The sequence below is a fragment of the Mycoplasma struthionis genome (assembly GCF_003855455.1).
Taxonomy (GTDB): Bacteria; Bacillota_I; Bacilli_A; order Mycoplasmatales; family Metamycoplasmataceae; genus Metamycoplasma; species Metamycoplasma struthionis.
Genome location: NZ_CP034044.1, coordinates 244700 through 270989 on the forward strand (window position 1 = coordinate 244700; position 26290 = coordinate 270989).

Annotated in this window: 24 protein-coding genes and 1 pseudogene; 19 read left to right on the forward strand and 6 right to left on the reverse strand. The window is 25.0% G+C overall.

Going from position 1 to position 26290, the window contains the following annotated elements; all coding sequences use genetic code 4:
- Nucleotides 1-5: 5 nt before the first annotated feature.
- A pseudogene (locus EGN60_RS00955) lies at nt 6-479 on the forward strand (BspA family leucine-rich repeat surface protein); the annotation flags it as partial.
- Between the two features lie 768 nt (nt 480-1247).
- Here the strand turns inward: EGN60_RS00955 and EGN60_RS00960 are convergent.
- Both EGN60_RS00960 and EGN60_RS00965 read right to left on the reverse strand, forming a co-directional pair.
- Nucleotides 1248-2420, reverse strand: coding sequence for a BspA family leucine-rich repeat surface protein (locus EGN60_RS00960; protein WP_124724238.1), 1173 nt, complete (start codon nt 2418-2420; stop codon nt 1248-1250).
- A gap of 129 nt (nt 2421-2549) precedes the next feature.
- Nucleotides 2550-2933, reverse strand: coding sequence for a hypothetical protein (locus EGN60_RS00965; RefSeq protein WP_124724239.1), 384 nt, complete (start codon nt 2931-2933; stop codon nt 2550-2552).
- Nucleotides 2934-3158: 225 nt separating this feature from the next.
- Here EGN60_RS00965 and EGN60_RS03510 point away from each other — a divergent pair, with 225 nt between their 5' ends.
- The 3 genes from EGN60_RS03510 to EGN60_RS00975 all read left to right on the forward strand — a co-directional run bounded on the left by EGN60_RS03510 (nt 3159) and on the right by EGN60_RS00975 (nt 6588).
- Nucleotides 3159-4286, forward strand: a complete 1128-nt coding sequence (locus EGN60_RS03510) for an AAA family ATPase (RefSeq protein WP_245979685.1) — start codon at nt 3159-3161, stop codon at nt 4284-4286.
- Nucleotides 4287-4345: 59 nt separating this feature from the next.
- On the forward strand, nt 4346-6100 hold the full coding sequence (locus EGN60_RS03515) for a coiled-coil domain-containing protein (protein ID WP_245979687.1): 1755 nt from the start codon (nt 4346-4348) through the stop codon (nt 6098-6100).
- Nucleotides 6101-6291: 191 nt separating this feature from the next.
- Nucleotides 6292-6588 carry a virulence protein gene (locus tag EGN60_RS00975; RefSeq protein WP_124724240.1) on the forward strand — a complete coding sequence of 99 codons (297 nt, stop codon included), beginning with the start codon at nt 6292-6294 and terminating at the stop codon, nt 6586-6588.
- Nucleotides 6589-6689: 101 nt separating this feature from the next.
- On the opposite strand, the gene EGN60_RS00980 is transcribed toward EGN60_RS00975, so the two are convergent.
- Entirely contained in the window at nt 6690-7550 is an 861-nt protein-coding gene (locus EGN60_RS00980; RefSeq protein ID WP_124724241.1) for a leucine-rich repeat domain-containing protein, read from the reverse strand.
- Between the two features lie 80 nt (nt 7551-7630).
- Between EGN60_RS00980 and uvrB the strand changes: the two genes are divergently transcribed.
- Nucleotides 7631-9598, forward strand: coding sequence for an excinuclease ABC subunit UvrB (gene uvrB / locus EGN60_RS00985; protein WP_124724242.1), 1968 nt, complete (start codon nt 7631-7633; stop codon nt 9596-9598).
- Nucleotides 9599-9657: 59 nt separating this feature from the next.
- Here uvrB and EGN60_RS00990 read toward each other — a convergent pair whose 3' ends face one another.
- The 3 genes from EGN60_RS00990 to EGN60_RS01000 all read right to left on the reverse strand — a co-directional run bounded on the left by EGN60_RS00990 (nt 9658) and on the right by EGN60_RS01000 (nt 12718).
- Complete coding sequence (locus EGN60_RS00990; RefSeq protein ID WP_124724243.1) at nt 9658-9960, reverse strand: hypothetical protein; 303 nt, start codon at nt 9958-9960, stop codon at nt 9658-9660.
- Nucleotides 9921-10343, reverse strand: a complete 423-nt coding sequence (locus EGN60_RS00995) for a deoxynucleoside kinase (protein ID WP_124724244.1) — start codon at nt 10341-10343, stop codon at nt 9921-9923. The genes EGN60_RS00990 and EGN60_RS00995 overlap by 40 nt, the downstream gene beginning before the upstream one ends.
- A gap of 380 nt (nt 10344-10723) precedes the next feature.
- Nucleotides 10724-12718, reverse strand: coding sequence for an MYPU_1760 family metalloprotease (locus EGN60_RS01000; protein ID WP_124724245.1), 1995 nt, complete (start codon nt 12716-12718; stop codon nt 10724-10726).
- Nucleotides 12719-12775: 57 nt separating this feature from the next.
- Here EGN60_RS01000 and rsmD point away from each other — a divergent pair, with 57 nt between their 5' ends.
- The 14 genes from rsmD to EGN60_RS01070 all read left to right on the forward strand — a co-directional run bounded on the left by rsmD (nt 12776) and on the right by EGN60_RS01070 (nt 26231).
- Nucleotides 12776-13318 (forward strand): 16S rRNA (guanine(966)-N(2))-methyltransferase RsmD, encoded by a 543-nt coding sequence (rsmD, locus tag EGN60_RS01005; protein ID WP_124724246.1) that lies wholly within the window; start codon nt 12776-12778, stop codon nt 13316-13318.
- 53 nt (nt 13319-13371) lie between these two features.
- Nucleotides 13372-13995, forward strand: coding sequence for a guanylate kinase (gene gmk, locus EGN60_RS01010; protein WP_124724247.1), 624 nt, complete (start codon nt 13372-13374; stop codon nt 13993-13995).
- Nucleotides 13996-13998: 3 nt separating this feature from the next.
- The gene (locus EGN60_RS01015) at nt 13999-14742 is read left to right on the forward strand and encodes a PP2C family protein-serine/threonine phosphatase (RefSeq protein ID WP_245979690.1); all 744 of its coding nucleotides are present in this window, start codon (nt 13999-14001) and stop codon (nt 14740-14742) included.
- Nucleotide 14743: 1 nt separating this feature from the next.
- Nucleotides 14744-15778, forward strand: a complete 1035-nt coding sequence (locus EGN60_RS01020; RefSeq protein ID WP_124724249.1) for a serine/threonine-protein kinase — start codon at nt 14744-14746, stop codon at nt 15776-15778.
- Nucleotides 15778-16626, forward strand: a complete 849-nt coding sequence (rsgA, locus tag EGN60_RS01025; RefSeq protein ID WP_124724250.1) for a ribosome small subunit-dependent GTPase A — start codon at nt 15778-15780, stop codon at nt 16624-16626. The genes EGN60_RS01020 and rsgA overlap by 1 nt, the downstream gene beginning before the upstream one ends.
- Nucleotides 16627-16635: 9 nt before the next feature.
- Nucleotides 16636-17277 (forward strand): ribulose-phosphate 3-epimerase, encoded by a 642-nt coding sequence (locus EGN60_RS01030; RefSeq protein ID WP_124724251.1) that lies wholly within the window; start codon nt 16636-16638, stop codon nt 17275-17277.
- Nucleotide 17278: 1 nt separating this feature from the next.
- A complete protein-coding gene (locus EGN60_RS01035; RefSeq protein WP_124724252.1) occupies nt 17279-17707 on the forward strand; it encodes a hypothetical protein in 429 nt (142 codons plus the stop codon).
- Between the two features lie 59 nt (nt 17708-17766).
- Nucleotides 17767-18942 carry a hypothetical protein gene (locus tag EGN60_RS01040; RefSeq protein ID WP_124724253.1) on the forward strand — a complete coding sequence of 392 codons (1176 nt, stop codon included), beginning with the start codon at nt 17767-17769 and terminating at the stop codon, nt 18940-18942.
- A gap of 138 nt (nt 18943-19080) precedes the next feature.
- A complete protein-coding gene (gene dnaK, locus EGN60_RS01045; protein WP_124724254.1) occupies nt 19081-20874 on the forward strand; it encodes a molecular chaperone DnaK in 1794 nt (597 codons plus the stop codon).
- Between the two features lie 150 nt (nt 20875-21024).
- On the forward strand, nt 21025-22839 hold the full coding sequence (locus tag EGN60_RS01050; RefSeq protein WP_124724255.1) for an ABC transporter permease: 1815 nt from the start codon (nt 21025-21027) through the stop codon (nt 22837-22839).
- A complete protein-coding gene (locus tag EGN60_RS01055) occupies nt 22839-23543 on the forward strand; it encodes an ABC transporter ATP-binding protein (protein WP_124724256.1) in 705 nt (234 codons plus the stop codon). Before EGN60_RS01050 ends, EGN60_RS01055 begins: the two co-directional genes overlap by 1 nt.
- Nucleotides 23521-24516: an aromatic motif membrane protein gene (locus tag EGN60_RS01060; RefSeq protein ID WP_124724257.1), complete on the forward strand. Its 996-nt coding sequence runs from the start codon at nt 23521-23523 to the stop codon at nt 24514-24516. The genes EGN60_RS01055 and EGN60_RS01060 overlap by 23 nt, the downstream gene beginning before the upstream one ends.
- On the forward strand, nt 24506-25357 hold the full coding sequence (locus tag EGN60_RS01065; protein ID WP_124724258.1) for an aromatic motif membrane protein: 852 nt from the start codon (nt 24506-24508) through the stop codon (nt 25355-25357). Before EGN60_RS01060 ends, EGN60_RS01065 begins: the two co-directional genes overlap by 11 nt.
- On the forward strand, nt 25350-26231 hold the full coding sequence (locus tag EGN60_RS01070) for an aromatic motif membrane protein (protein ID WP_170149951.1): 882 nt from the start codon (nt 25350-25352) through the stop codon (nt 26229-26231). The genes EGN60_RS01065 and EGN60_RS01070 overlap by 8 nt, the downstream gene beginning before the upstream one ends.
- Nucleotides 26232-26290: the final 59 nt, after the last annotated feature.

The window sequence follows — 26290 nt, forward strand, 5'->3', positions numbered from 1 at the left end:
CAAAAGTAACTGATATGTCAGGAATGTTTGACAATGCAATATGGTTTAATCAACCTTTAAACAATTGAGATGTTTCAAGCGTAATTAATACAAGTAGAATGTTTAATGCGGCATTAGTATTTGATCAGGATATTAATAGTTGAAATGTATCAAATGTAAAAGATATGTCAGGTATGTTTTGCGATGCGTGATATTTTGATGAAAGCCTTGATAATTGAGACACTTCAAATGTTGAAAATATGCGTCAAATGTTTTCAAGTGCAAAGTTTTTTGATCAAAATATATCAAGTTGAGATGTTTCGAAAGTAACTGATATGACAGAGATGTTTAACGGTGCCAAGTACTTCAAAAAAATTTTAAATAAATGAAATGTAAAAAGTTTAAAAAAATACGACAAAGTTTTTGAAGATACTCATCTTTTAGAAAACGAAAAAGAACTTGTACTTAGTGAATGAACTACTAAAATAGCTCAAAAATAAAATTTGTTTTTGATAATTAGCATACATAAAATTCAAAAATTTTAATTCAGTAGTGGACAAAACGGCGACTACTGAATTTTTAATTATTTAATTAGATAAAAAATATTAAATTGTTTTATACTATTACAAAAAACATTTTAAGACTAAAAAATCATTATATTTATAAAGCATAAATCCCAAATCTTGGAAATGAAATGCCCCAAATCTTGGAAATTATTATTAAATAAGGTTGGATTTTTTCTATAAAAAATAAAATTTTTTTTGTGGATAATGTTTGTTTTACATTTTTTTATTTATTTATGTCTTCATATATATAAATAATTTAAAAAGTTTTAAATTGAAATAAAAAAATTATTAAAAGAGGAACCGTGATGGATATAGTAAAACTCGTTTTAAATTAAGTGGCGAAAAAGACATTGGAGAAGTTATAAATGCGATTAAACAATCGTATGACTATGTATTAAATAAAAATAAATAACTAATTTATTGCATTATTCTTAATTAAAAATTCAGTAGTGGACAAAATGGCGACTACTGAATTTTTAATATTTTTAGTAGATAAAAAATAGTGTAATTTTAATATAAATTAAAAGCTTTTAAAATAAACTCATAAAGGGAGTTTGTGATTTAAAAAACATTAATAGAATTTTTTGAAAAGAAACCAGTTAAGGTTAATTGAGATGATAAAAATAAAAAAAGTTATTTTAAGCAGCTAATATTATTGAGGTTTTGAATATAATTTCTAAAAATATATTGTAATTTTTAAATCTATTCTTCTAATTCTTTATAATCTTCTCTTAATTCTCAACATATTTGGTTAATTCAACAATGATTATAAGGAGGGATTTTTCATTTGCTTTTATATTTTTTAAAAGCTAAATTAGCTTTTCTTTTTCCAAAAACATTAGTAAGTTTTTGAAAAATTAAATTATATAATTTTATGTCTTCTTTAGTATTTATTTCAATATTTGCGAACATATAATCTATCTTAGCTTTTTTATTGAAATTTCATTCTAAAACACTTTTATTAAGTTTTGATGTGTTCATAAACATATATCTTAAATCTAAACAATTTGATATGTTTCATTTTGAAATGTCACCATCAAATTTTGAAAAGCAAAACATGGCATACATTTTTTTAGCATTAGAAACATCCCATTTTGATATATCTTGATTAAATATGGAATTAAAAAACATTCAGTTGAAATTGTCGCCTTTTGAAACATTTCATAAACTTATGTTTTTATTAAAAAGTGAACTTGCAAAAGCACCTTCAAAACTTTCTACATTAGAAACATCCCATTTTGATATATCTTGATTAAAGTCACTTAAATAAAATGTTGCATACATATTTTTTACATTAGAGACATTTCAGTTTGATATATTTTGATTAAATTTAGAATAACTAAAAATTAATGAAATATTTTTTACCTTAGAAACATCTCATTTTGATATATCTTGATTAAATTTACTTTTGAAAAACATACCATACATATTAGTTACATTAGATGTGTTTCATTTAGATATATCTTGATTAAAAAGGCTTAATCAAAACATATAACTCATGTCTTTAACTTTAGAAACATCCCATTCTGAAATATCTTGATTAAATTCAGAAATTTGAAATGTTCCTTTCATATTAGTTACATTAGATGTGTTTCATTTAGATATATCTTGATTAAAACAAGAGTCTCTAAAAGCAAAAGACATGTCTTTTACCTTTGATACGTCTAAGTGTGAAATGTCTCCATCAAAACTATCTATAAAAGCCATTTTTAAGTCTTTTATATTTTTAATATCTCATTTTTTGACTTTAATATATCATTTTTTCTTCATTGATATTTTAAAATCTTTTATTGTACTAAATTTAAGATTATCTTTATATTTAATTAAAAACTTTTTAAATTTATTTATTTTATTATTCTTTTTACTTAATTTCATTTTTTCCTTTTATTTATGTTTGTTAAATAACACGTCTAAAAGTGAATAAAAAAAGCACACTAATAAACATGTTAGTTTATTTTGTGGCTATTTTTATTATATTACAAATAGATAAATTTTTATTATTTATTATTTTCTTATTTTTAATAATCATATTAAAAAAATACCTACAGCAATTACAACTATGTAAAATAAAACAACTGCAATAATAGGTGAAATAATTTTGATTTTAAATTTATGTGCTAATCTAAATGTTGCAATAAAAAATAGACAAGCAATAAAAGGTGAAAAGAAATATAAAATTCATCCAACTTTTGTTCTAAATTTTATTTTTTCTTTGGCTTCATCATATGTTAATTCTCGTTTATACAATTCTGGGTGATTTTGTATAAATTCTGAAGATGCCTTATTTGATTTTTTTACATGTTCAACGATTTTATCATAAATAGTTCCTAAAACGGGTATGTCTATTAAAATTATTACTAAAATCCACATTCCGTCTTCAAATGACATATTTTTTCCTTTACTTCTTTATTTTATTTATCTTAATTATAGTAAAAAAAATGTTGTTTTTTAGACATTAAAAAATGGCATTTTATTTCATTAATCTTGTTTTAAATAAATAAAAAATTAATAATAAATTTATTTAAAAATAAAAAAATAATTAACTAATAGTTTTTTGTTTAAAATTATTATGTTAAATATACATAAAATTATGTATTTTAAGAAAGGATGATAATGAAATTAATCCAAGTTGAAGCGCATGGTTTTAAATCATTCGCTGACAGAGTTAATTTAAAATTTGATGGTGGGGTTGTAGCAATTATCGGACCTAATGGTTCTGGTAAATCAAATATAAATGACGCTATTAGATGGGTTTTAGGTGAAAACAGCTCTAATGAATTACGTGGTTCAAGAATGGAAGATGTTATCTTTGCTGGTTCAAAAACAGAAAAAGAAATGGACAGAGCAGAAGTTACATTAACATTTGATAACCATGATAGAAGTTGTTCTCTACCTTATGATGTATTTACCATATCTCGTGTTTTATACAGAGGTAAAGGTTCAAATGAGTACTACATAAATGGTGAATTAGCTCGTCAAAGAGATATTAAAGAAATTGCTTTAGAAAGTGGTATTTCAAAATCCAGCTTAGCAATTATAAGTCAAGGTAAAATCTCTGATATTGCTGAAGACGATGTTAATAAAAGAAGAAAAATCTTAGACGATGCAGCTGGTACTTCAATGCACCGTACAAGAAAAGAAGAAGCTCAAAGAAAATTAGATAAAACTCAAGAAGCTTTAGATAAAATAAATGTTTTAGTTGAAGAATTAGAAAAACAATTAGCACCTTTAGAAAGAAAAGCAAATAAAGCTAGAATTTATTTAGAAAAATTTGAGCAACTTAAAGAAGTTGAAATTTCTTTATTAGTTCATGATTATTTAGATTCTTCAGTAGAATATGAACAACTTAAAGAAAAAAGCAAAGAGTTTGAAGAATCAGTAGCTGAATTAGATGAAAAAATTAGAGAATGTAAAGTAATCATGGACCAAAGCGGTAAAAATATTCAGGTTTTAACCGCACAGTATGATGAAATAGTTACTAAATTAAATGAAAATAAAGAAAAAATTCAAAAGCTACAAGTTAGAATTGCTTCAGATACAGCTCGTCGCGAAATGCTAATTAATGGTGAATTAAATGCTACTCCTAAAGAAAAAGAAGAAGCTATTAAACAAGAACTTAATTCACTTAACTCAGTTATTGTTAAATATGAAGAATATTTAAACAACAATAAAAAAGCCATTGAAGAAAAGAAAGCAGAAGGCCAAGGAATAACTGATTTAATTAGAAAAAAGAATCTTTAAAAAACGAAAAATACTCAAAACTTCAAAAAGCTAAAGCAACTTTAGAAACTCTTCAAAATATGAAGAATAATAAAACTGATTTAGCAAACGGAACTAAACACATTGTTGAAAACACTCATTTATTTCCAGGGTTTAAATCAATTGTTTCTAATTTAATTAATGTAGAAGATAAATATGCAAGAGCAATTGAAACTGTTTTAAATTCAGCGTTACAACATATTGTAGTTGATAAACCAGAAACGGCAGTTAAAGCTATTAATTTTCTAAAAGATAACCATGCTGGTAGAGCTACTTTTATTCCATTAAGTTCTATTACACCAAGATACATTAATGAACAACACAAAGTTGTAGCACAAACACAAAAAGGCTTTTTAGGTGTGGCAAGTGATCTTGTAAAAATGGAAGCTGAGTTTTCAGTTCTTAATAAATTTTTATTAGGAAATATTTTAGTAACTGATACTATTGAAAGCGCAAGTAGACTTTCTCAATTACTTGAAAAAAGATATTTAATTGTATCACTAGACGGAGACCTTGTTAGAGTTGGTGGTGTTATGTCTGGTGGTCAAGCAACAGAAAGACCTTCAGTTCTAAAATTAGATACTCAAATTAAAAGTATAGAAGATACAATTCCTAATTTAGAAAAAGAAGTTAATGAACTTAGTTTAGAGTTAAGAGATTTAAATTCAAAAAGAGATTTTATTATTAGTAGTTCAGGTTCATTACAAGTTGAAAGCAGTAAAACACAAGGAAAACTTGATATTGTTAAAGATAAATTTTTAGATTTAAAAAACAAATTAGAAGAAATAACTGATGCAGAATTTGAAACTCAAACAGTTAAAAATGCTGCTGTTGAAATTCAAGAATTAGAATTAGAAAATAGTAATTTAACAGTAGAAAAAAATTCAATAGCAGACTCATTAATGCAAGCTAGAAATGAAAATCAAGACGAAACAAGAAAGCTAATGGATTTAACATCTCAACAAAATAATTATTTAAGTGAAAACGGAATTATTTTGAAAAATATAGCAAAAGCTGAAAGTGTTATAAACTTAACAAAACAAAGACTTTCTGAACAATATAATATGTTAATTGAGTCAGCTCAAAAAGTTTATAATCCTGAAATTGTTTTTGAAGTTGCTAGAAAATTAGTTAATAGTTTAAAAGAAGATATTAAAGAATTGGGTCACGTTGATTTAAATTCTATTAATGATTTCGAAGAAGTTCAAAAAAGATATGAACAAATCGAAAGTAAACAAAACGAAATAATTGAAGCTAAAAAAACAATTGAAGAAGCAATTGAGAATTTAGATCAAATTATTATTGAAAGAATTACAAACACTGTAAGTTTAGTTAATGCTGAATTCAAACATGTATTTAGTAAAATGTTTGGTGGAGGTATGGCTGAAATCAGATTTACTGAGCCAGATAATATTTTAGAATCAGGTATTGACGTAGTTGCTCAACCTCCTGGAAAATCAGTTAGAAACTTAAAACTATTTTCAGGTGGTGAAAAAGCTCTTATTGCTATTTCATTATTATTCTCAATTTTAAAAGCAAAACCATTACCATTGTGTATCTTAGACGAAGTAGAAGCTGCACTTGATGAAGCAAACGTTATTAGATTTGCAGAATTTTTACAAGTATTAAAAGCTGATACTCAATTCTTAGTTATAACTCACCGTCAAGGAACAATGGAAAGAGTTGATAAATTATATGGTGCTACAATGCAAAAACGTGGTGTTACAACCTTCTTTGCTGTAAACTTATCAGAAGCTAAAGAATTAGTTGATGAACACGGAAATGCTAAAAATTAATAATTAATAAAATTCTTTGTCTAAATAATAGGCAAAGAATTTTTATTTAAATGTTTGATAATAAAGTGTTATTTTTTTCATTATTAGTAGATATTAAAGCCTAAAAATAAGTTTTAGTATATAATACAATAAATAAGAAATTTTTTATTTCCTTTATTCAAAATAATAATAAACAACATAAAAGGAGAAAGATGTACGGTCTAGTTTTTTATTTAAACAAAGAAAAGCTAATAGCTTCATATAAAAAAGAAAGTCACAAAGAAGCTTATGAAGACATTAGAAATGTTTTAAGACATTTTGGATTTCATTGATTATCAAACAGTTTTTATTTTTCACGTTCATTAAATGCTTTATTACAAACTTATAAAGCTATAGAAGAACTTAAAAACTTTGCTTGATTTAAAGAATCACTTGTAAGTTTTCACATTTTTAAAATGGAAGACTTATCAAACTTTACAGAATATATTACAGGTGAAGAAGAAAAATAAAATTTATATTAATTCAAAAGCAAACAATTAACTAAGTTTAATACTTAGTTTTTTTTATTTAAAAACTCACTTAAATTTTGTCTAAGTGAGTTAATTATTATTTATAGTATAGTGTAAAGTAGTTTATTGTTTTCTGATAATGCTTTTTTAAGTGATTCTTTTAAAGCACCTTCAGGCAATGTTAAAGCAATTTTTGTTTTTGTTTCATCTGTTGTGTTTTCACCATTGAATAAAGGAGAAACTGTAGATAATTTATCATTAAATGTTAATGCTGTAATTTTTGTATTAGTTAAAGCATTTTCTTCAATACGTAAAATATTACTTAAATCTAAAGTTGTTAAATTAGTGTTTGCAAATACAGCTTTTTTAAGTGTTGTAACTGAGGTTAATTGATTTAAGTTAATTGAGGTTAAATTTGATTTTTCAAAAGCACCCGCTCCAATATTTTTAATTGTTGTAGGTAAAACTAAATTTGTAACTCCAGTGTTTGAAAAAGCAAGATCTCCAATATTTTCAAGTTTAGAATCATTTGCAAATACTATTTCACTCAATCTTCTTAAACCATAAAAAGCACCACGTCCAATAGTTTTTACAGTTGGAGGTAAAACTATTCTTCTAATATTTAAAATGTATGTTTCGGGTTCAAATAATCCATCAGCTGCTACAGGAATTGCATCTCTTTGTTTTTTGTCTTTTACAGCTGCTCTTTTATAAGGGTTAAAGAAATCTAAAGAAATGTTTGAAAAAGCTGCGTCAGGTATTGAAGTAAATTTTTCTGATGATAAATCTAAAGTTTGTGTATTTGATTTGTAAAATTTTGTTGCATCTTTTCCTGTTAAATATTTAAAAGAAAAAGAGTTTGCTTTTTCTCCTTTACCACATGAAACTACCATTGCACTCATTGCAATAGGTGCAATTGTTGATATAGAAGTTAATAAAAAAAGTGTTCTGTTTTTTTTCATAGTACAAATTATACCATAAAATTTATCTTTAAAATTCTATAACTTTTGGTTTAAAGAATAATAAATGCTAAAATAATGTTATGGAAATATTTAAACTAGTATCAAATTTTCAACCAGCAGGTGATCAACCTGAAGCTATTGAGTCATTAGTCAATGGAATAAATGAAAATAAAAAACATCAAGTTTTATTAGGTGTAACAGGATCGGGTAAAACTTTTACAATTGCTAACGTTATAAAACAATTAAATAGACCAGCTTTAGTTATATCTCATAATAAAACTTTAGCAAGTCAAATTTATAGCGAGTTAAAAGAATTTTTTCCTGAAAATAGAGTTGAATATTTTGTTTCATATTTTGATTATTATAAACCAGAAGCTTACATTCCAAAAGCTGATTTATATATTGAAAAAACAAGTAAAAATAATAAAGAATTAGAAGCAATGAGAATGTCAGCCATTAATGCACTTTCAATAAGAAAAGATACAATTGTTGTTGCCTCTGTTGCGGCAATTTATGGTGAATTTAATACTACAGAGTATAGAAAAAACTTTTTACCTATTGAACTTGGAATGATTTATGATAGAAAAGAACTTTTAATTAAATTAGTTCAAATGGGTTATGAAAGAAATAATACAGATTTAAGTAGAGGTCAATTTAATTCTAAAGGCGACGTTATTGAAATATGTCCTGGTTATAATTTAGAATATAATATTCGGATCGAAATGTTTGATAAAGAAATTGAAAAAATATCTTTAATTGAACCACTATCTAAAAATACAGTTGAAATAAAAAAATCATTAACTATTTTTCCAGCCACTACATATACTGTTAATAGAAACAATATGGTTTCAATTTGTGAAGCTATTCAAATAGAATTAGATGAAAGAATTGAATATTTTAAAAAAGAAAATAAATTATTAGAGGCTCAAAGAATTAAAGATAGAACTTTAAATGATATAGATTCAATTAAAGAGTTCGGTTATGTTAATGGAATGGAAAATTACGCACGTTATGTTGATGGACGTGAAGCAGGTGAAAGACCTTATACTTTATTTGACTATTTACCAGATGACGCCATAATTTTTGTTGATGAAAGTCATATGATGATACCTCAACTTAATGGTATGTATAATGGAGATAGAGCAAGAAAAAAAACTTTAGTTAATTTTGGTTTTAGATTACCTTCAGCACTTGATAATAGACCTTTAAAATTTTTTGAATATGAAAAGTTTAAATTTCCAAGAATTTATATGTCTGCAACACCTGGAAATTATGAACTAGAAAAAACCCAAGGTGAAATAGTAACTCAATTTATTAGGCCTACTGGACTTTTAGATCCTATTATTGAAATTAGAAGCAAGGATAATCAAATCCAAGATATTTATGATTCAATTAAAAAACAAATTGAAAATAAAGAAAGAACCTTAATTCTAACTACTACTAAAAAGAACGCTGAAGAACTTGCTTTATATTTACAAGAACAAAAAATTAAATGTGCTTATATTCATGATAGATTTAAGATTTTTGAAAGAAATGAAATTCTTAAAGGTCTTAGAATGGGCAAATTCGATGTTGTTATTGGAATAAATTTATTAAGAGAAGGAATCGATTTACCTGAGGTTAGTTTAATATTATTATTAAATGCAGACATGCGTGCGCTAATGAGAGATGCTAGAAGTTTAATTCAAATAGTTGGTAGAGCCGCTAGAAATGATCATGGAAAAGTAGTTTTTTATGCTGATGAAATAACAGAAAGTATGAAAGAAGCAATTGAAGACAATGCTAAAAAAAGAGAAATTCAGCAAGCTTATAATAAAAAACATAATATAATACCTAAAACAATTATTAAACCAATTGCACCACCTATTCAAGGCAGTATTTTATTTGATGAGTTGACAATAGAAAAAGAACGCTCAAAAATGGTTCATAATAAAAAATTTATAGATTCTATGATTTCAAAAATGAAAATGCTTGCTAAAGAAAAGAAATTTGAGCAAGCTATTGAAATTCGTGATTATTTAATTGAATTGGGAATTTCTTTAGATTAAAAAAACTGGCTTGGCCAGTTTTTATTAAACTAAATTGAATAAATTTTTTAAAGCTTCTCTTATTTGTTTTTTGCATTCATCAATTTTTCCGGGTTCATTATTAACAATAATATAATTTTAGCAAAAGCATCTAAAGCGGTGTATAAAATTGAATCTTTTTGCATATAGTAGTCATTAACAGTTTTAAAAAATAAATCATTAGCTTCATTTGCTTCGGCTTCTCTTCTTTTGTTTCCTTCAGCAGCTGCTTTTTTCTTTCAATGTTGTATATTTTCAAAATCACTTCAAACTAAAATAACTAAATCTGCTTTTCTTGTATTTTTTAAAAATTCTCAGTATTTTGGTTCATTAATTTTTGTCAAAGAGCTCATTTTTCTTCACTAAGAACTCCTGCCTCATATAAAGCTTTTGGGTATAAAAAGTCATCAATTAAGTGTCTATCTACTAATGAGTTTTGATAATGTTGCATTTCTGTTATTTGACTTTTTCTAAAATCGAAAATTGCTTTTTGCATTTCATAAGCACTTAAATTGCTCATTTTTTCCATATACTCTTGAAAATTTTGATCTAGAACAATTTTTTCATCAAAAATTCTAAAATTATATTTATTTAATAAAGGCATTAAATCTTCTATAATTGTAGATTTTCCACAGCATCCAGGTCCTATAAAAGCAATTTGAATTTTATTATTTTTAGGAGATTTTAGATTTTTCATTTTGTCTTTTAACTTAAATATTTTTTTCATGTTTTTATACCCTTTCTTTAGTTCCAATCAAAAATTATTATACATAATTAGGCATAAAAACTAAATTAAAATTATAAAAAAATTATTAAAAAAATAAAAACAAAACTTTTAGCAATAAAAAAAGATTTTTTTGCATTTTAATAAGAAAATTGCAAAAAAATTTTGTAGCTTTTTATCTATTTTATTTTTTAAAAATATATAATTAAATTGGTTTAATAAAAGTTTAGTTTAACTCCTTTTCCTGAACTTGTGTATCCTTTTTTCTAAACTTTAATTTTTAGGATATTTATTAAACCACTGGTCTCCAGTTTGTTAATTATTGATTGAAAATTTTAAAAAATAAAAATACGATGATTCCAAAAAAGAATCGTCGCATTTTTTTAATATCTTGTTCAGCTAAAATAATAACGATTAGGATTATCAGCCGGTTGGCTTTTATCTTCTGCTATTTGAATTCTATAAGAATAATCAAGTCCTTTAACATCGCTTGGGTAAATTGAAAAAGTTTTACGATATGAAGTTATAGGACGAGCATTTTTCTTTTCAATTTCGCTATATTGTTTAGCCACTTTATTGTTTAAAACATCCTCAACTTCTGATTGTTCTATTCTATTGTTATTATTTCTATCAATTCATAATTTTAAATGTAAACGGTTGTTTTTAGCAAAACTGTTTATATTTGCAACATCTATTGAATCACTGAAATAAGCTATGTAATCATATTCAGATTCAGGATTTCTTGGATAAATTGATCTTTCAGTAAATACATTTCTAGGACTGTCAGTGGCATTTCAGAATTTTTTAGCTATAAAATTGTAATTACTTTGATGTAAATTTAATTGTTGATATTGATTTGAATTATTTGGATTTGCTATTAAAAATGAGAATCTATGATTTAATCTATTTTCTTTATCTAAATCAGTTTTTTTGATTTTTAAATAACCACCAAAATTTAAGTTTTGATAATCAGTTAAAATACTTTCATTAGGTCCATAAGCTCATTTTCAATTATTAGCTCCTAAATAACTAATAACTTGTCCATATCCCATTAAGTCAATATAAGCTTGGAATAATTTAGCTAATCTTTGATAACCAATATTTGCATATGGTTGTTCTTCGTCTGCTGTTATATATTCATTTAATTCTTGAGGAAATACTCAGTTTGTTGAAAAGATTCTAAATCTACTTTCACCAAATCTAGGTTCATTAAATGAAAGCATTCTTAAAACATCATCTCCAAAAGCTGTTAAAAATAAATTTCCATTTCCAGTATTAAAATATAATCTTTCAGCAAAGTAATTAGGTCCGGGAGGGAATGGATTTTTAGTAGTAAAACTCATTTTTAAAAGTTCTCTAGGAACTAATTCTTCAAAAGAATATAAATATCTTAATTGAGCTAATTTAACAGGTTCACTTAAAGAAACTGGAGAAGTAGCATTATTATTGAAATAAAAATCTTCTTTATCTAATAAATCATATCTTTTTTCATCTTCTTCTGTTAATGGTAAATTAGCAAGCTTAAATAAATCATAAGCTGTGTAGTATTTGAAAACTGGTTTTCTTTTTAAACCTTCAAAAAATTCTGGATGAGTTAAATTATTATAATCTTTAGGAGCATCATAATCTAATGCCTCTCTAAAAGCTTTTAAAAATTTTGCATTGTTTGCATTATTCAATCTTGCAGGACTTTGAGGATCTGGAGCCAATTTATATATTAAAGAATTGTCAGCTAAAGGATCATCATTTTTTATTGATCTGTCATAAACATTATCAATGTGGTGTGTATATTCATGAACTAAAGTTGGCAATATCATTTCAACTCTTCTTGCTAACGGTCAACTTTGAGGATCTGATGTTGCTTCTTTTAGCATTGCTTGAATATTTAAATTTAAATCAAATTTTTGAGGAAAATAAACTCCGTTAATTTCTAAATTTTTAGTTGCATCAAAAACTTTATTAATATATACATGATTTAATGCATTTATTTCAGGGCCATAGTTAGCTCTTTTTAGAAATTCATTATTTAACATGGCTCTACCTTCTTTTCCTAAAAAATAGACTGGTTGGCCATTTGAATTAGTAGTATAAGGATATTCAGTAATTGTTAAATTACCATATTTAAAATCTGGGTTTTCTTGAATTGAATTAGTTTCAGATAAAAGCTTTGGATTAAATGTTTCAGCTTGTTTATCATCATTATTAATAAAGACAACTTTTGGTTTAAAAAAGCTTCCTAATAATAATGAATTGTGAACTAGATATCAAGAAATAAAACCAACAGATAATAAAGCAATCAAAGAAACAAAAACAATTAAAATGGTTGCTCATATTGGCAATCTTGTTCTTGGTGTCTTAATTGGTTTTAAATTTTGCATAATATCACCTCCAACAATTATAGTAAATTAAAGAAAATAATATAAAATTATAATACTATGTTAAGAATCATTGCAGGAAAATATCGTTCTAGACTATTAAAACAACCAAGAAGGGAAATTACTAGACCCACAATTGATAGAGCAAGGGAGGCTATTTTTTCATCAATTCAGTTTAATATAGAAAATAAAATCTTTTTAGATTTATTTTCTGGTTCAGGAGCTTTTTGTTTAGAAGCTTTATCAAGAGGGGCTAAAAAAGGAATTTGTATTGAAAAAAATTATGAAGCTTATCAAGTGATTTTAGAAAATAAAAATTCTTTAAAAGAAGAAAATTTATTAGTTAAAAATACTGATGCGTTAAGATATCTAAATTCTTTAACTGATGAAAAATTTGATTATATTTATTTAGATCCTCCTTTTAAAGATAAAGAACTTTTATTGGCTTGTTTAGACATTATATCTTCAAAAAACCTTTTAAATGAAGGTGGTTTTGCAATTATTGAAACCGATTGAGATAATTTAGTATATAATACTAATAATTACATAATTCAAAAGAGTAAAAAATATGGTAAAATTTACATTTACTACATAACAAAATAAATTTCTTACCTAATTAATATATTAATAAAAATAAAAAATGAAAGGAATAGCATATGGCCAAGAGATTAATTATTTTTACAGGACCAAGTGGAGTTGGTAAAGGTACAGTTGAAGAACCTTTATTTAAAGATAAAAGTTTAAAATTAAAATTATCAGTTTCAATGACAACAAGAAAACCACGTTCAGGTGAAATTGATGGAGTACACTATTATTTTGTAACCAAAAACACATTTGAAGCCTGTTTAGCAGACAATCGTTTAATCGAATATTCACAACACTTTAATAATTATTATGGAACTTTATATTCAGAAATCGATAGAATTTGTGAACAAGGAAAAATTCCATTTTTAGAAATTGAAAATCATGGAGCAAGACAAATTTTAAATTACTACCGTAAATTAGGACGCGAAGATGAAATTTGTTCAATTTTCTTAATGCCTCCTTCATTTGTTGAATTAGAAAAAAGAATTGAAGGTCGTATGACTGAAGATGAAGATCTAATTAGTAAAAGATTATTAAAAGCTAATGAAGAAATTAGTGATGCAGAAATTTTTCAATATGTTGTAATTAATGATGATGTTCAAAGAGCAGCTAATGAAATAAAAGAAATTGTTTCAAAAGAATTTGCTGAAGTTATTAATGCTGAAAAACAAGTATCAGCTGGAAGAAAGGCTTAATTAATGAACTATTGCATAGAATCAGAAACTGGAGATTTTAGAAAACAAAATCAAGATAAAGCCGCATTATTTAGCAAGGGTGATTGAACTCTTGCAATATTATGTGACGGTATGGGTGGACATTTTGGTGGTGAAAAATGCGCTGAAATTGCCATTGAATCATTGCGTGATTATTTCACCAATAATTTTCCTGAAAATATGCAAGACAGTAATAAAGCAAGTATTACTAAATGATTTAATAATGCTATAAGTTATATAAAAAAACAAATGGACTCATTTGTAGAAGATGAGCCTGGTTTTAAAGATATGGGTACGACTTTAACAGCTGCCCTTATTTTTAATATTTCAAAACACATTTATATTTTTAATGTTGGTGATTCTAGAACTTATGCATACAATGGATATATGCATCAAATAACTAGAGATCAAAATTATTTAAGTGAACTATTAGACATGGGAATCCCTTATTCAAAAGCATCTAAAAATATTAATTCAGAAAAATTAGTTAGTTGCTTAGGTCCTAATAAATTTATGACTGTTGCTGGATATGATCTAAAATCTGGTTACAATGTTAAATATTTATTATTAACATCTGATGGTTGCCATGACTATGTTTCAAAACCACAAATGGAAGTTATAATTCAGAATCCTAAAAAATCTATTCAAGAAAAAGTTAAATTATTAATAAAAACAGCTAAAAAGAATTTTAGTAAAGACAACATAACGGTTTTATTAGTGGAGCTTTAATATGGAAGAAAATAAAGATATAAAAAAATATAAAGAATTAGCTTCTTATCCAAACTTAATAAAGAATTTTTATGATTTTAAGGCAATAGGATCAGGTGGCTTTGGAAGAGTTTATTCGGCTAAATATAAAAAAACAGGTCAAGTTTTTGCAATTAAAACATTGTATTGTAGAGATGAGTCAAAATTAAAAACAGTTTTAACAAGATTTAAAAATGAATGTCAAATTTTAAAAAATATTAAACACAAAAATGTTGTAAAAATAACAGGTGTTTATATAAATAATGATGAATCATATTATGCAATGGAAATGATAAATGGTCAAAGTTTAAAAGATAAAATTGCACAATCTGGAAAAATAGAAACTGAAACAGCTGTTAATTATTTAAGTCAGATTTGTATGGGATTAATTGAGATACATAATCAAAACATTGTTCATAGAGATATAAAGCCAAGCAATATTTTAATTGATAAAAACACTGAAGATGTTAAACTGATTGACTTTGGTATTTCAATAAATGAAGAAAGTTTGAGAATGACTGAAGATAATAAAACAGTCGGTTCTGTTCAATACATAGCCCCTGAAATTTTACAAAAAGAAGCTGATGCTTCAATTCAATCTGATATATATGCATTAGGTATTTTACTTTATGAAATGCTTGAAGGTTCAGTTCCCTTCAATGCTAAAGACCCAAAAATAATAATGAGTAATCACATAAATTTAGGAATTCCTAGATTAAAAAATGTTAATGTAACAATTCCTCAACCTTTAGAAAATATTATTATAAGATGTACAGCAAAAAAACCTGAACAGCGTTATGAAAACTGTAAAGCTTTATTAGAAGATTTAACAACTTGTTTATCAGAAAAAAGAGCTGCTGAACCTCTTTTAAATTTAAATGAAAAATCAAGCAGTAAAAAAATAAAAAAATTCTTAAGTTCAAAAGTTAAAAGTATTTCAATAATTTCAGTATTAGCTTTTGCAATAGTTATTATAATTTTAGTAATAGTATTGTGGTTTAAAGGAGTGATTCATTAATGGAAGAAGGGAAAATTGTAAAATCAGTTGCTGGTTTTTATGATGTTAAGAGTTTTAAAGATCATCAAATCTACCGTGTTAGAGGTGGTGGTAAACTGAGACTTTTAGATATTAAACCAATAGTTGGTGATCATGTTGAATTTGAAAAAGGTGAATTAATTCATCATATTTTAGGAAGAAAAAACTTTTTTATAAGACCTAAAATAGCTAATGTTGATCAAGCTATTGTTGTTATGTCTTTAGTTGAGCCTGAATTTAGTTCACTTTTGGTTGATAAATTTTTAATAATAATAGAAAATAAGCATGTTAAACCAATAATAGTTTTAACTAAAAAGGATTTAACTTCTGATTCTAAAATAGCCTTTTTTAAAGATCAAGGTTATGAAGTATACGAAATTAATTATCAAGATAATACAGGGTTTGGTAATCTAAAAGACTGTTTTAAAAATAAAACAAGTTTCTTTGTTGGTCAAACAGGAGTTGGTAAAACCACTTTAATTAATTATTTAGCTAAAACAAATTTTCAAACTCAAGCAATTTCAAAAGCATTAAATAGAGGTAAGCATACAACTAGAGAAGTAAGTTTAATTGAATTCAATGGCGGAGAAATAATAGATACACCTGGCTTTTCATCTATTGAATTTGATTTAACTGTTGATGAATTACCAACAGCTTTTGCAAGTTTTAGAGAAGCCTCAGTAAATTGTAAGTTTAGGACTTGTAAACATTATTTAGAAAATGAAGAAGATTGCGAAGTTAAAAAATTAGTTAAAAAAGATGTGATTAAAAAAGAAAGATATGAGAACTATATAAGTTTTTTAAAAAGATTAATAGAATTAAAAAATTAGGAGTAAATTATGAGAAAAATAAGCCCATCAATTTTAGATGTACCAAGAGAAAATGTCGTTGAATATGTAAACACATTAATGGATTATGGAATTGAAAATGTTCACTATGATATTATGGATGGTAAATTCGTTCCTAATGTTGCATTACAATACGAACATTTAAAAGTTATTAGAGAAAATTGTCCTCAACATATTATGGATGGACATTTTATGGTTGAAGATGTTTTTGGATACTATGATCAATTTAAAGATGTTTGTGATATTTTAACTTTTCACTATGAAGCCTTAAAAGAAGGTGATCTTGAAAAATTAATTAGATTAGTTAAAAAAGATAATAAAAAATTAGGTATTTCTTTAAAACCTAAAACACCTGTTGATGTTATTAAACCATATATCGATGATTTATCTTTAGTTTTAGTTATGAGTGTTGAACCAGGTTTTGGCGGCCAAAAATTTATGCCTGAAGCATTAGAAAAAATTGCTAAATTAAAAGAAATCGTAAAAGATAAAGACATCATAATTCAAGTTGATGGTGGTGTAAACAACTTAACAATTAAAGATGCATTTAATGCTGGTGTTACTTTAGCTGTAGTTGGTTCATATTTGGTTAAAAATTTAAGTCTAGAAACAGTAAAGGATTTATTAAAATAGAATGAAAATTTTATTAAAATCTAAAGCAATGTTTATTGCTAAACTCGTTTTAGAAATAATTTTCATAATGTTAGCAGTGATTTTTTTAGTTTTTACTGCTCAAGAATATAAAAAACATAAAAAAATAATTGAGGCATTAGGTTTTATTTTGGTTATTGTTGTTTACATTGCCCTTTCATTAATTCTATCTGGAATAGTTTATGCAATTTTCAATAAAAAATATCGTGTTTTATTTTTAAAAGAAATTGGTGTTAATTTATGATATTGAATTAAAACAAGATTAAACAAAATTGATTCTTGTGTTGAACAAGGAGTATATTGAGGATGAATTCCTTTTGTCGGATTGCTAGTTGCTCTAGTTTCTTTATGCAGAACATCAGAATTTATTAAAAGATTTAGAATGGAAAATATTGAAAAAATCACTCAATAAGTGATTTTTTCTTTACTTTAAGGGACTCAAAAAGGTACAAATTTGGTATAATAAAAAACATGAAAAAGACAAGATTATTATTAAGTGTTTTATCATTATCAACTATTTTGCCAACTATTTTAGTTGCTTGCAAAAAAAATCAAACTCAACAAACTTGATATTCAAATACTAAAAAAGCTGTAGAAGAATCAGATTTATTAAATCAAGTAGAAAAAGAACAATTCTCAAAACAATTATCTGAAACTGAAAAATTAAAAGCAGACACTGCTAAATATGAAAGTGTTAAAAAACAATTTGAAACTAATTTTGTTAATTTACTTTTACAAAGAAAAGAAGAAACATTTAAATCTTTATCTGTAATTAGACAATATAGTTTTTTAGATCCTAACTTTGAACCTAATTCAATAATTGATTTATTTAGTAATATCTCAGAAGTTAATACTTCTAATAAAATAGACACTAAAGTTAATGCTTTTATTGATTCATTTATTAAAAAAACTACTGATCTTTTAAATGAAAGCGAAGTTGGAATTATTAAATTAACTGAAGGTGACAGTTCTAGAGATCTTTATACAATAGTTAATAAATTTAACATTTTATTTGTTGATCAAAATGTTCTAACAAAAAAAGAAGACAATACTTTTAATTTTAATTTAAAAATATCAGAGCAAAAATCTATAACCAAAGATTATCCAAGAGCTAGAAATCTAGAAGAAGAAAATGTAAAAAACTTAGGCGATTTTTATAAACAAACTAATAATACTGATGCCAAAAGAATTGATAAAAACCTTGTTGCTTCTGCAGTTTCTCAAGATGTAATATTATATGAAAATCACGAAATTGTAGATGAACCTGACTTAACAGAAGAAGAAACAGCAGATAGTTTACCTGAAATTAAATTATCAAATTTATTTAATGAAGAATTTTTTAGAACTCATGCTTTAGCTTATATTTCAGCTGACCCTTCTGTTATAAGAAATGGGCAAAATTCATTTATAGTTTCTTATTTAGTAAACTGAGAATATAAAAACCATGAATTTATAAGAAAAGAAAATCATTATATAACAACACCACAAGCAAATATAACAATAAATAATTTTGATAATAATAAAACACAACAATTTATTATTAATGATTTAGGCGGTTTATATTTAATAATAGATAAAGAAGATATAGGTAAATTTAAATCATTTTTTAATTTTCCTAAACAAAAAGAAACTCAACCACAAAGCTAACAAGCTTTGTTTTTTATTTACAAAATATAAAAATAAAAAATTAGCACTATTTTTATTAGAGTGCTAAAAAATGTGTTATAATAATATCATAAGTTAATGAGACTTATTAGAATTATGTTTTGTTAAGGAGATATTAATATGGCAAAAGAAATTATTTTAGGAATTGACTTAGGAACTACAAACTCAGTAGTTTCAATAATTGAAAATGGTGTTCCAAAAGTTTTAGAAAATCCAAATGGAAAAAGAACAACACCTTCTGTCGTTGCTTTTAAAAATGGAGAAACTGTTATCGGTGAAGCTGCAAAAAGACAATTAGAAACTAATCCAGATTCTATCGCTTCTATTAAAAGATTAATGGGAACAAGCCAAACTGTTAAATTAAATAATAAAGATTATAAACCAGAAGAAATTAGTGCAATGATTCTTTCATATATGAAAGATTATGCTGAAAAGAAAATAGGACAACCAGTTAAAAAAGCTGTTATTACTGTTCCAGCATATTTTGACAACGCACAACGTGAAGCAACTAAAAATGCAGGTATTATTGCAGGCTTAGATGTTTTAAGAATTATAAACGAACCAACAGCAGCTGCGTTAGCATTTGGTGTTGATAAAGATAAAGAAAAAAATCATAAAATCTTAGTATTTGACTTAGGTGGTGGTACATTTGACGTTTCTATTCTAGAAATGGAAAATGGAGCATTTGAAGTTTTAGCAACTGCCGGAGATAACCATTTAGGTGGAGATGATTGAGATCACAAAATCGTTGATTGATTAGCTAAAGAAATTAAAGAAAAATATGACTTTGATCCAAAAACTGACAAAATGGCAATGGCTAGATTAAAAGAAGAATCAGAAAGAGCTAAAATTGCATTATCTGAATCAATGGTAGCTAATATTTCATTACCATTTTTAGCAATGAATGCTAATGGACCAGTTAACGTTGAATTAGAATTAAAGAGATCAGATTTTGAAGCTATGACTTCAGATTTATTAGAAAGAACTAAAAAACCTTTATTAACAGCTCTATCAGATGCAAAATTATCTTGAAATGATATTGATGAAATTCTAATGGTTGGTGGTTCAACAAGAATTCCTGCTGTTCAAAAATTAGTAACTGATGTAACAGGTAAAAAATTAAATAAATCAATTAACCCAGATGAAGTTGTTTCAGTTGGTGCTGCAATTCAAGGTGCTATTTTAGCTGGTGATATTGAAGATGTTTTATTAATTGACGTTACTCCATTAACATTAGGTATTGTAGTTGAAGGAGATATTGTTGCTCCTTTAATTCCAAGAAACACTACTATTCCAGCAACAAAAAGCCAAGTATTCTCAACTGCTTCAGATAATCAAAGTGCTGTTACAATCGTTGTTACACAAGGTGAAAGAGAATTTGCAAGAGATAATAAAATTTTAGGTCAATTTAATTTAGAAGGAATTGAACCTGCACCTCGTGGTGTTCCTCAAATTGAAGTTACTTTCTCAATTGACGTAAATGGTATTACAAAAGTAACTGCAAAAGATAAGAAAACAAATAAAGAACAAACTATAACTATTGAAAACACTTCATCATTATCAAAAGAAGAAGTAGAAAAAATGGTTAAAGAAGCTGAAGAAAATAGAGAAAATGATAAGAAAAAACGTCATGAAATCGAAGTTATTGTTAAAGCTGAACAATTAGTAAATGACTTAGAAAAATCAATGACAACAGACGAAGCTAAAAACGTTCCAGAAGAACAAAAAGCTGAATTAGAAAAAGAAATAAAAGTATTTAAAGATTTAATAGAACAAAAAAACATTGAAGAACTTGAGAAAAAAATTAAAGCATTTGAAGAAAAAATGGCTCAAGTAATGGAAATGATGAAAAATCAAAACGCTGCTGCTGAACCAGAAGCTAAATCAGATAACGGCGAAGAATCAAACAACTAATAATAGAAGTGAGTTTAAAAGCTCACTTTTTTTATTTTCTTAAACGACATTTTTACAATTTTAATATAAAAAAAATTATATTAATAATGTAAAAAAATAATAATTGTGTTATTATTTTATAAGTTGATATTTAAAAAAGAAGGAGATAAAATGACAAAAAAAATAAACGCATATAACAGTTTTATTTTCAAAACCGTTGGTAAGAAAAAAAGTTCTTATATCATTCCAACTATTTTGTTTGCAATCAGTATTATTTTAGCAATTGTAATTGCTACAATAAAATTAAATAGTTCAAATAACAATATTGTTATTTATGGCTATACATTTTTAGGTTTAATATTAACTGTTTTATATGCTTCATTAAAATCACTTAATGTTTTTAGAGATTTTGAACAGGAAGGGATTGAATTATTAATTTTTTCAAAACCGTTATCTAGAAAAACAATTATTTTAGGTAAAATGATTTCATTTTTAAACTTTGGTTTAATTTATTCATTAGTTGCCTTAATAAGTAATTTAATTGTTTTTGCAACTTTAAAAATTACATTTAATTTAGGCATTTTGATTGTTTTAAGCTTTGTTGTAAATCTATGTGCTTATTTACTTTTTGGTTTAATAACATCTTTAATTGCTTATAAAATAAATCAAAAAGTTGCAATAACTTTACCATTATTAGTTTTTGCACCATTAGTTTTAGGAGGGGGTTTTATATCAGCTTCTTCAACTTCAACTATTAATAATGCAGCTTATTATTTAAATACCAAATATCAATATCATAATTCAGGGAATGAATTAGATGTTGAAGGTTTTTATTTAAATAATAATAAAGACGAACTAAATTTAATAGCAAATGGATTAAATAATAATTCTTTTGCAGATGATCAGAAAAAATATTTAAATGAAGTTATCAAAATAGCAGCTCCATCAGCAAAAGAATGACAAATTTATTCATGATTAACATTACCATATCAAATGGTTGATATCTTTAATTTATCAAATGATAAAATATTTAATAGCACTTCTGAAAGTAAAGATCAAAATTTAAATAACTTTATATATCACAATAAATTAGAAAACACAATTTACAACTATAAATTAGATACAAATTCTTCAGTTTTAAAATTACCAGTAATAGGATTAGATAACCAAATAAGTCAAAAATACTTTGTTCCAGGACTTTTAAAAAATTACTCTACATTAGCAAATGAAGGTGCTAATTCAGTAATTTATGCAAGAGAAAATGCTGACAATTTTGATGTAACCTTTCCTGAAGACAATTTTGTTTATGCAAGTCCAAGAAATTTAGTTGGTAAATTAAATTGAAAAAATGTTTATGATGCTTTAAGATATAAACCATTTAATGATTTTTCAAAAGAATTTTATAAAAAAATAAATCAACAAATTACTAATGAAAAAATAACTTCATATTCAGAACTTTCAAAACTTCTTTTAGATTCAATTTCAGCTGAATTAGCTAATCCAGATTCACAACTATATAAAATAAAAGAACATAACATTGCTATTTTTGATGATTTTGCAATAAAAAATGAATTACTTCAATCAGAAACTGAAAGAAAAATTTATTTTGCAGTGGCACTTTTATATTATTTATATTTTAATGATAATAATAGCCAATTATTTAAATCATTAATTAAAGTAGACACTGATAAAAATACTTTTGCTCCAAAACAAATATCAATTACTGTAGATAATAATAAATACTTTATTGGTGGTTTTGATTCTTATGAAACAAAACAACAAGTTAACAATAATAAAGTTGTTATTAGATATGAACTAACTCCAAGTAAAAATAACTTTTTATTTGAAAATGTAGATGAAATTTACACAATAAAAAGAGATAAAAAAATAATTAATAAATATGCCTATATAGCAATTTGAGCAACAATAATTGTTGCCTTAGCCTTAGCAAACTATTTCTTATACACCAGAAGGGACTATAAATAATGAATGAAAATATTTTAGAAGTTAAAAACTTAACAAAAATTTATTCAAGTTCAAAACGTGGTGTTAGTGATTTATCTTTTTCAGTTAAAAAAGGTGATTTTCATGCTTTTATTGGTGAAAATGGTGCTGGTAAAACTACAACAATAAAAACAATAATTGGTGCTTATACAAATTTCAAAGGAGAAATTTTTATAAACAATATAAGTACTTTAAAACCTGAAGCTAAAGCAATATTAGGTTATGTTCCTGAAAGCACTTTATTTCCTAAAGAATTAAGTACATTTGAATATCTTTACTCACTTGCTTTATTAACTAATATTTCAAAAAAAGAAGCTAAAGAAAAAATTAATTCATTACTTAAGAAATTTAATATTGGAGATTTAGCTAATCAAAAACCATTCAATTTTTCTTCAGGTCAAAAAAAGAAAGTTTTATTAATTCAAGCTTTAATTCATGATCCTAAATTAATTATTTTAGATGAACCAGCTGCTAATTTAGATCCTACAGCTCGTTATGAATTATTTTCAATTCTAAATGAATTAAAAGCAAATGGAACAACAATTATTATTAGTTCTCATATACTTTCAGAAATAGATCGTTATACAGATAGCTTAACTTTAATTCACCAAGGCAAATTAATTTATTCTGGTCCTAAATTAAAACATTTAGAAGATATTTTTTATGAAAAAATTATTAAAGATTAGTTTACCTTTAGCCTTGGCTTTTCCTTTAATTGCTTTAAGTTGTCAAAATAATTTAGAAACTAAAAAATCAATTAATGAAAACAATAGCAATTTAACAAATTTAAATACAAATAAAGACTTTAATACAAGTGCTATTAAAGAATTAATCAATGATTATATTAGTTCAGATCCAATAAAACAAAATGAATTTATTAATAATCAAAACAATATTTTAGATGCTAAATTCAATGAAATAAAATATGCTTTAACTTTTTTTGTTCCTTATATTTTATCAGCAGAAGATAAAGCAGGAGATTTTTTAAGATTAGTTAAAGAATCTAAAAAAATAATAATAGATACTTTACAATCAAATTGATATTGATATTTAAAAAATATTGATAAATTCAGTTTTGCTTTAAATCCTTATGGAGATCAAAATAAAGATTTAGATAAAGCTAAAGAATATATTTTAAAAGCGCAACAAGAATTTAAAGACCTTCAATATATTAATAAAGGCAATGCAATTGATGAAGTTTATTATTTACCTTGGTTAACTTATGACAAAGTTAAAAAGTTTGAGCTTTATAAAAATAAAAGAATTGCTTATTTATTTTTAAATGATAAAACAGTTTTAAGAGCTTATACATATGAACTAAATAATCAAAAAGTTTTTAAATTATTACCTGATGTAATTTATTTAAGTGATTCAACATCAAGAGAAAATAGTAAAGAAATCTTAAAAGAATTAGAGCAAAAAATGCTTGAAAAAAGAATTAAGTTAATTGAAGATGATGTTGAATATGAAAGAACATCAGATGCTCATCCTGACACTGTTGATGTAAATAAATTTTACAAATTCTATACAGACAAACAAGAATCAGATTTATTTAATTTTGAAGCTTATAATGATGATATCGCACGAGCAGTTTTAGATATGTTTAAAGAAAATAAGCATATTTATCGTTTTACCTGGAGGTGAGTAAATGAAAAATAAAAAAATTTTATTATCTCTAGTTTCTATTACAACTCTATTGCCTTTTGGTTTAGTAGCTTGTCAAAACTATCAACAAAATGATAAATTAAAAGAAATAGTTCCAAAAAATAGAGATATTATATTCAACTCGCCAGTTCCTGAAGCTGAAAAAACTGAAAAAATGTTAGATTCATTAGTTAACCAATTATATAAAACAGAAGCTAAAAGAACTGAATTTTACAATTTACAAAATAGTGAAGAATATAAAACAAAAACAAAAGCTGAATTTAAAAAACTATCATCTGAATATTTAGCTCAAGATACTTTAGAAAAAAAACGTGCTTTTTTAGAAAAATTAAAGACTTTTTATAATAAAAATTGATATTTCTTTTTAAAAAATATTGATAAATTCACTGGTGAGTTTTATGATTGACTTTTATTTCCAAATTCAAAAGAAGGAGGACATAGTCAAGAATATAAAGAAACTTTAAAAACTTTAGAAAAACCTAAAAAAATAGTTTTTTCAAATCCTTATTTTAATGAATTAAAAGAAGGAGATGAATCAGCTGAACTACCTAATACAACCATTTTTTATCTAAAAAAACAAAAGAACATTTTTAGAATAATTATTAGTGACATTATAGAAGAAAATCCTTATATTGAGTTTGAGCCTTATAGTTGATCATTTAACTCAGGCGAAGCTCAAAACATATCAATTAACTTAGTTTCTGATATCGCTCACTCAGCTTTAGTTCATGGTTTTGCTGAAGGATTTGTTTCTTTTGAAAAAGACATGGTTGAAAAACAAAAATATGGCCCACCTAGTGAAATGGTTTATTTATGAGAGGAGAAAAATGCTTAAAAAATTAATGAAATTTGTTTTGCCTTCTTTAGCTTTTTTTCCTCTTGTTGCTATATCTTGTCAAAACAATCAAGAACTAAAAAACATTTTAATAAACAATGAAAATCAAAAAAAATGAGATCAATTTTTAAGTTATGATTATATAAAATCTCTTTTAAAAATAGCGTTTAATAATAATAAACAAAAAATAGATAAATATATTGAAGATCAAAAAAACATAAATGAAAAAGATTATATAAGCAAACTAAAAAGTGCATTTTTATATGCAAGTAATCCAACATCAGCACTTGGTTTTGATAGCGATGATGGTTTTTTAGGCTTCGGTGGTAAAAAACCATATCTACTTGAAAATGGTGAAAAAATAATAAATGAACTATTATCAAAAAATTGATTATGATACTTATTTAATTTAGACAAATTCACATTTGCATATTATCCTGAATTTGATAAATTTGAATCAACTACTGATAATTCAACTTCTGAACTTTTAGGAAATTCATTAAAATTAGGTTCATTTTATAAACCTAAAAAAAATAAAATATCTCAATTTGTAATTCAAAAATATAATCATGAAGAAGACTGAATTGAAGATAGAGTTTATTTACTAACAGAAGAAGGATTTATTATAAAAATTAGCGTTGATTATGATGAAGATAATTTAAAAAATGACCCACAAATTAATATATTAGGTTATATTCAATCATATCCAAAATTAGTCAGTTTAGATAAAGCAGTGAATGGATTTAACATTGCAAAATATGTAGAAACCTCAGAAGCTTTTGCTTCAAGACCAAATAATAGAGTTGATAAAATTCTTTTTGAAGAAGAGTATGAGGGAAAATTACTAAGATATAGTGTAGTTGATGTTAATTAATTTAAAGAAAATGCAAAGTCATTTTCTTTTTTATAATCAAAAATCGTTCTTAAATTAAG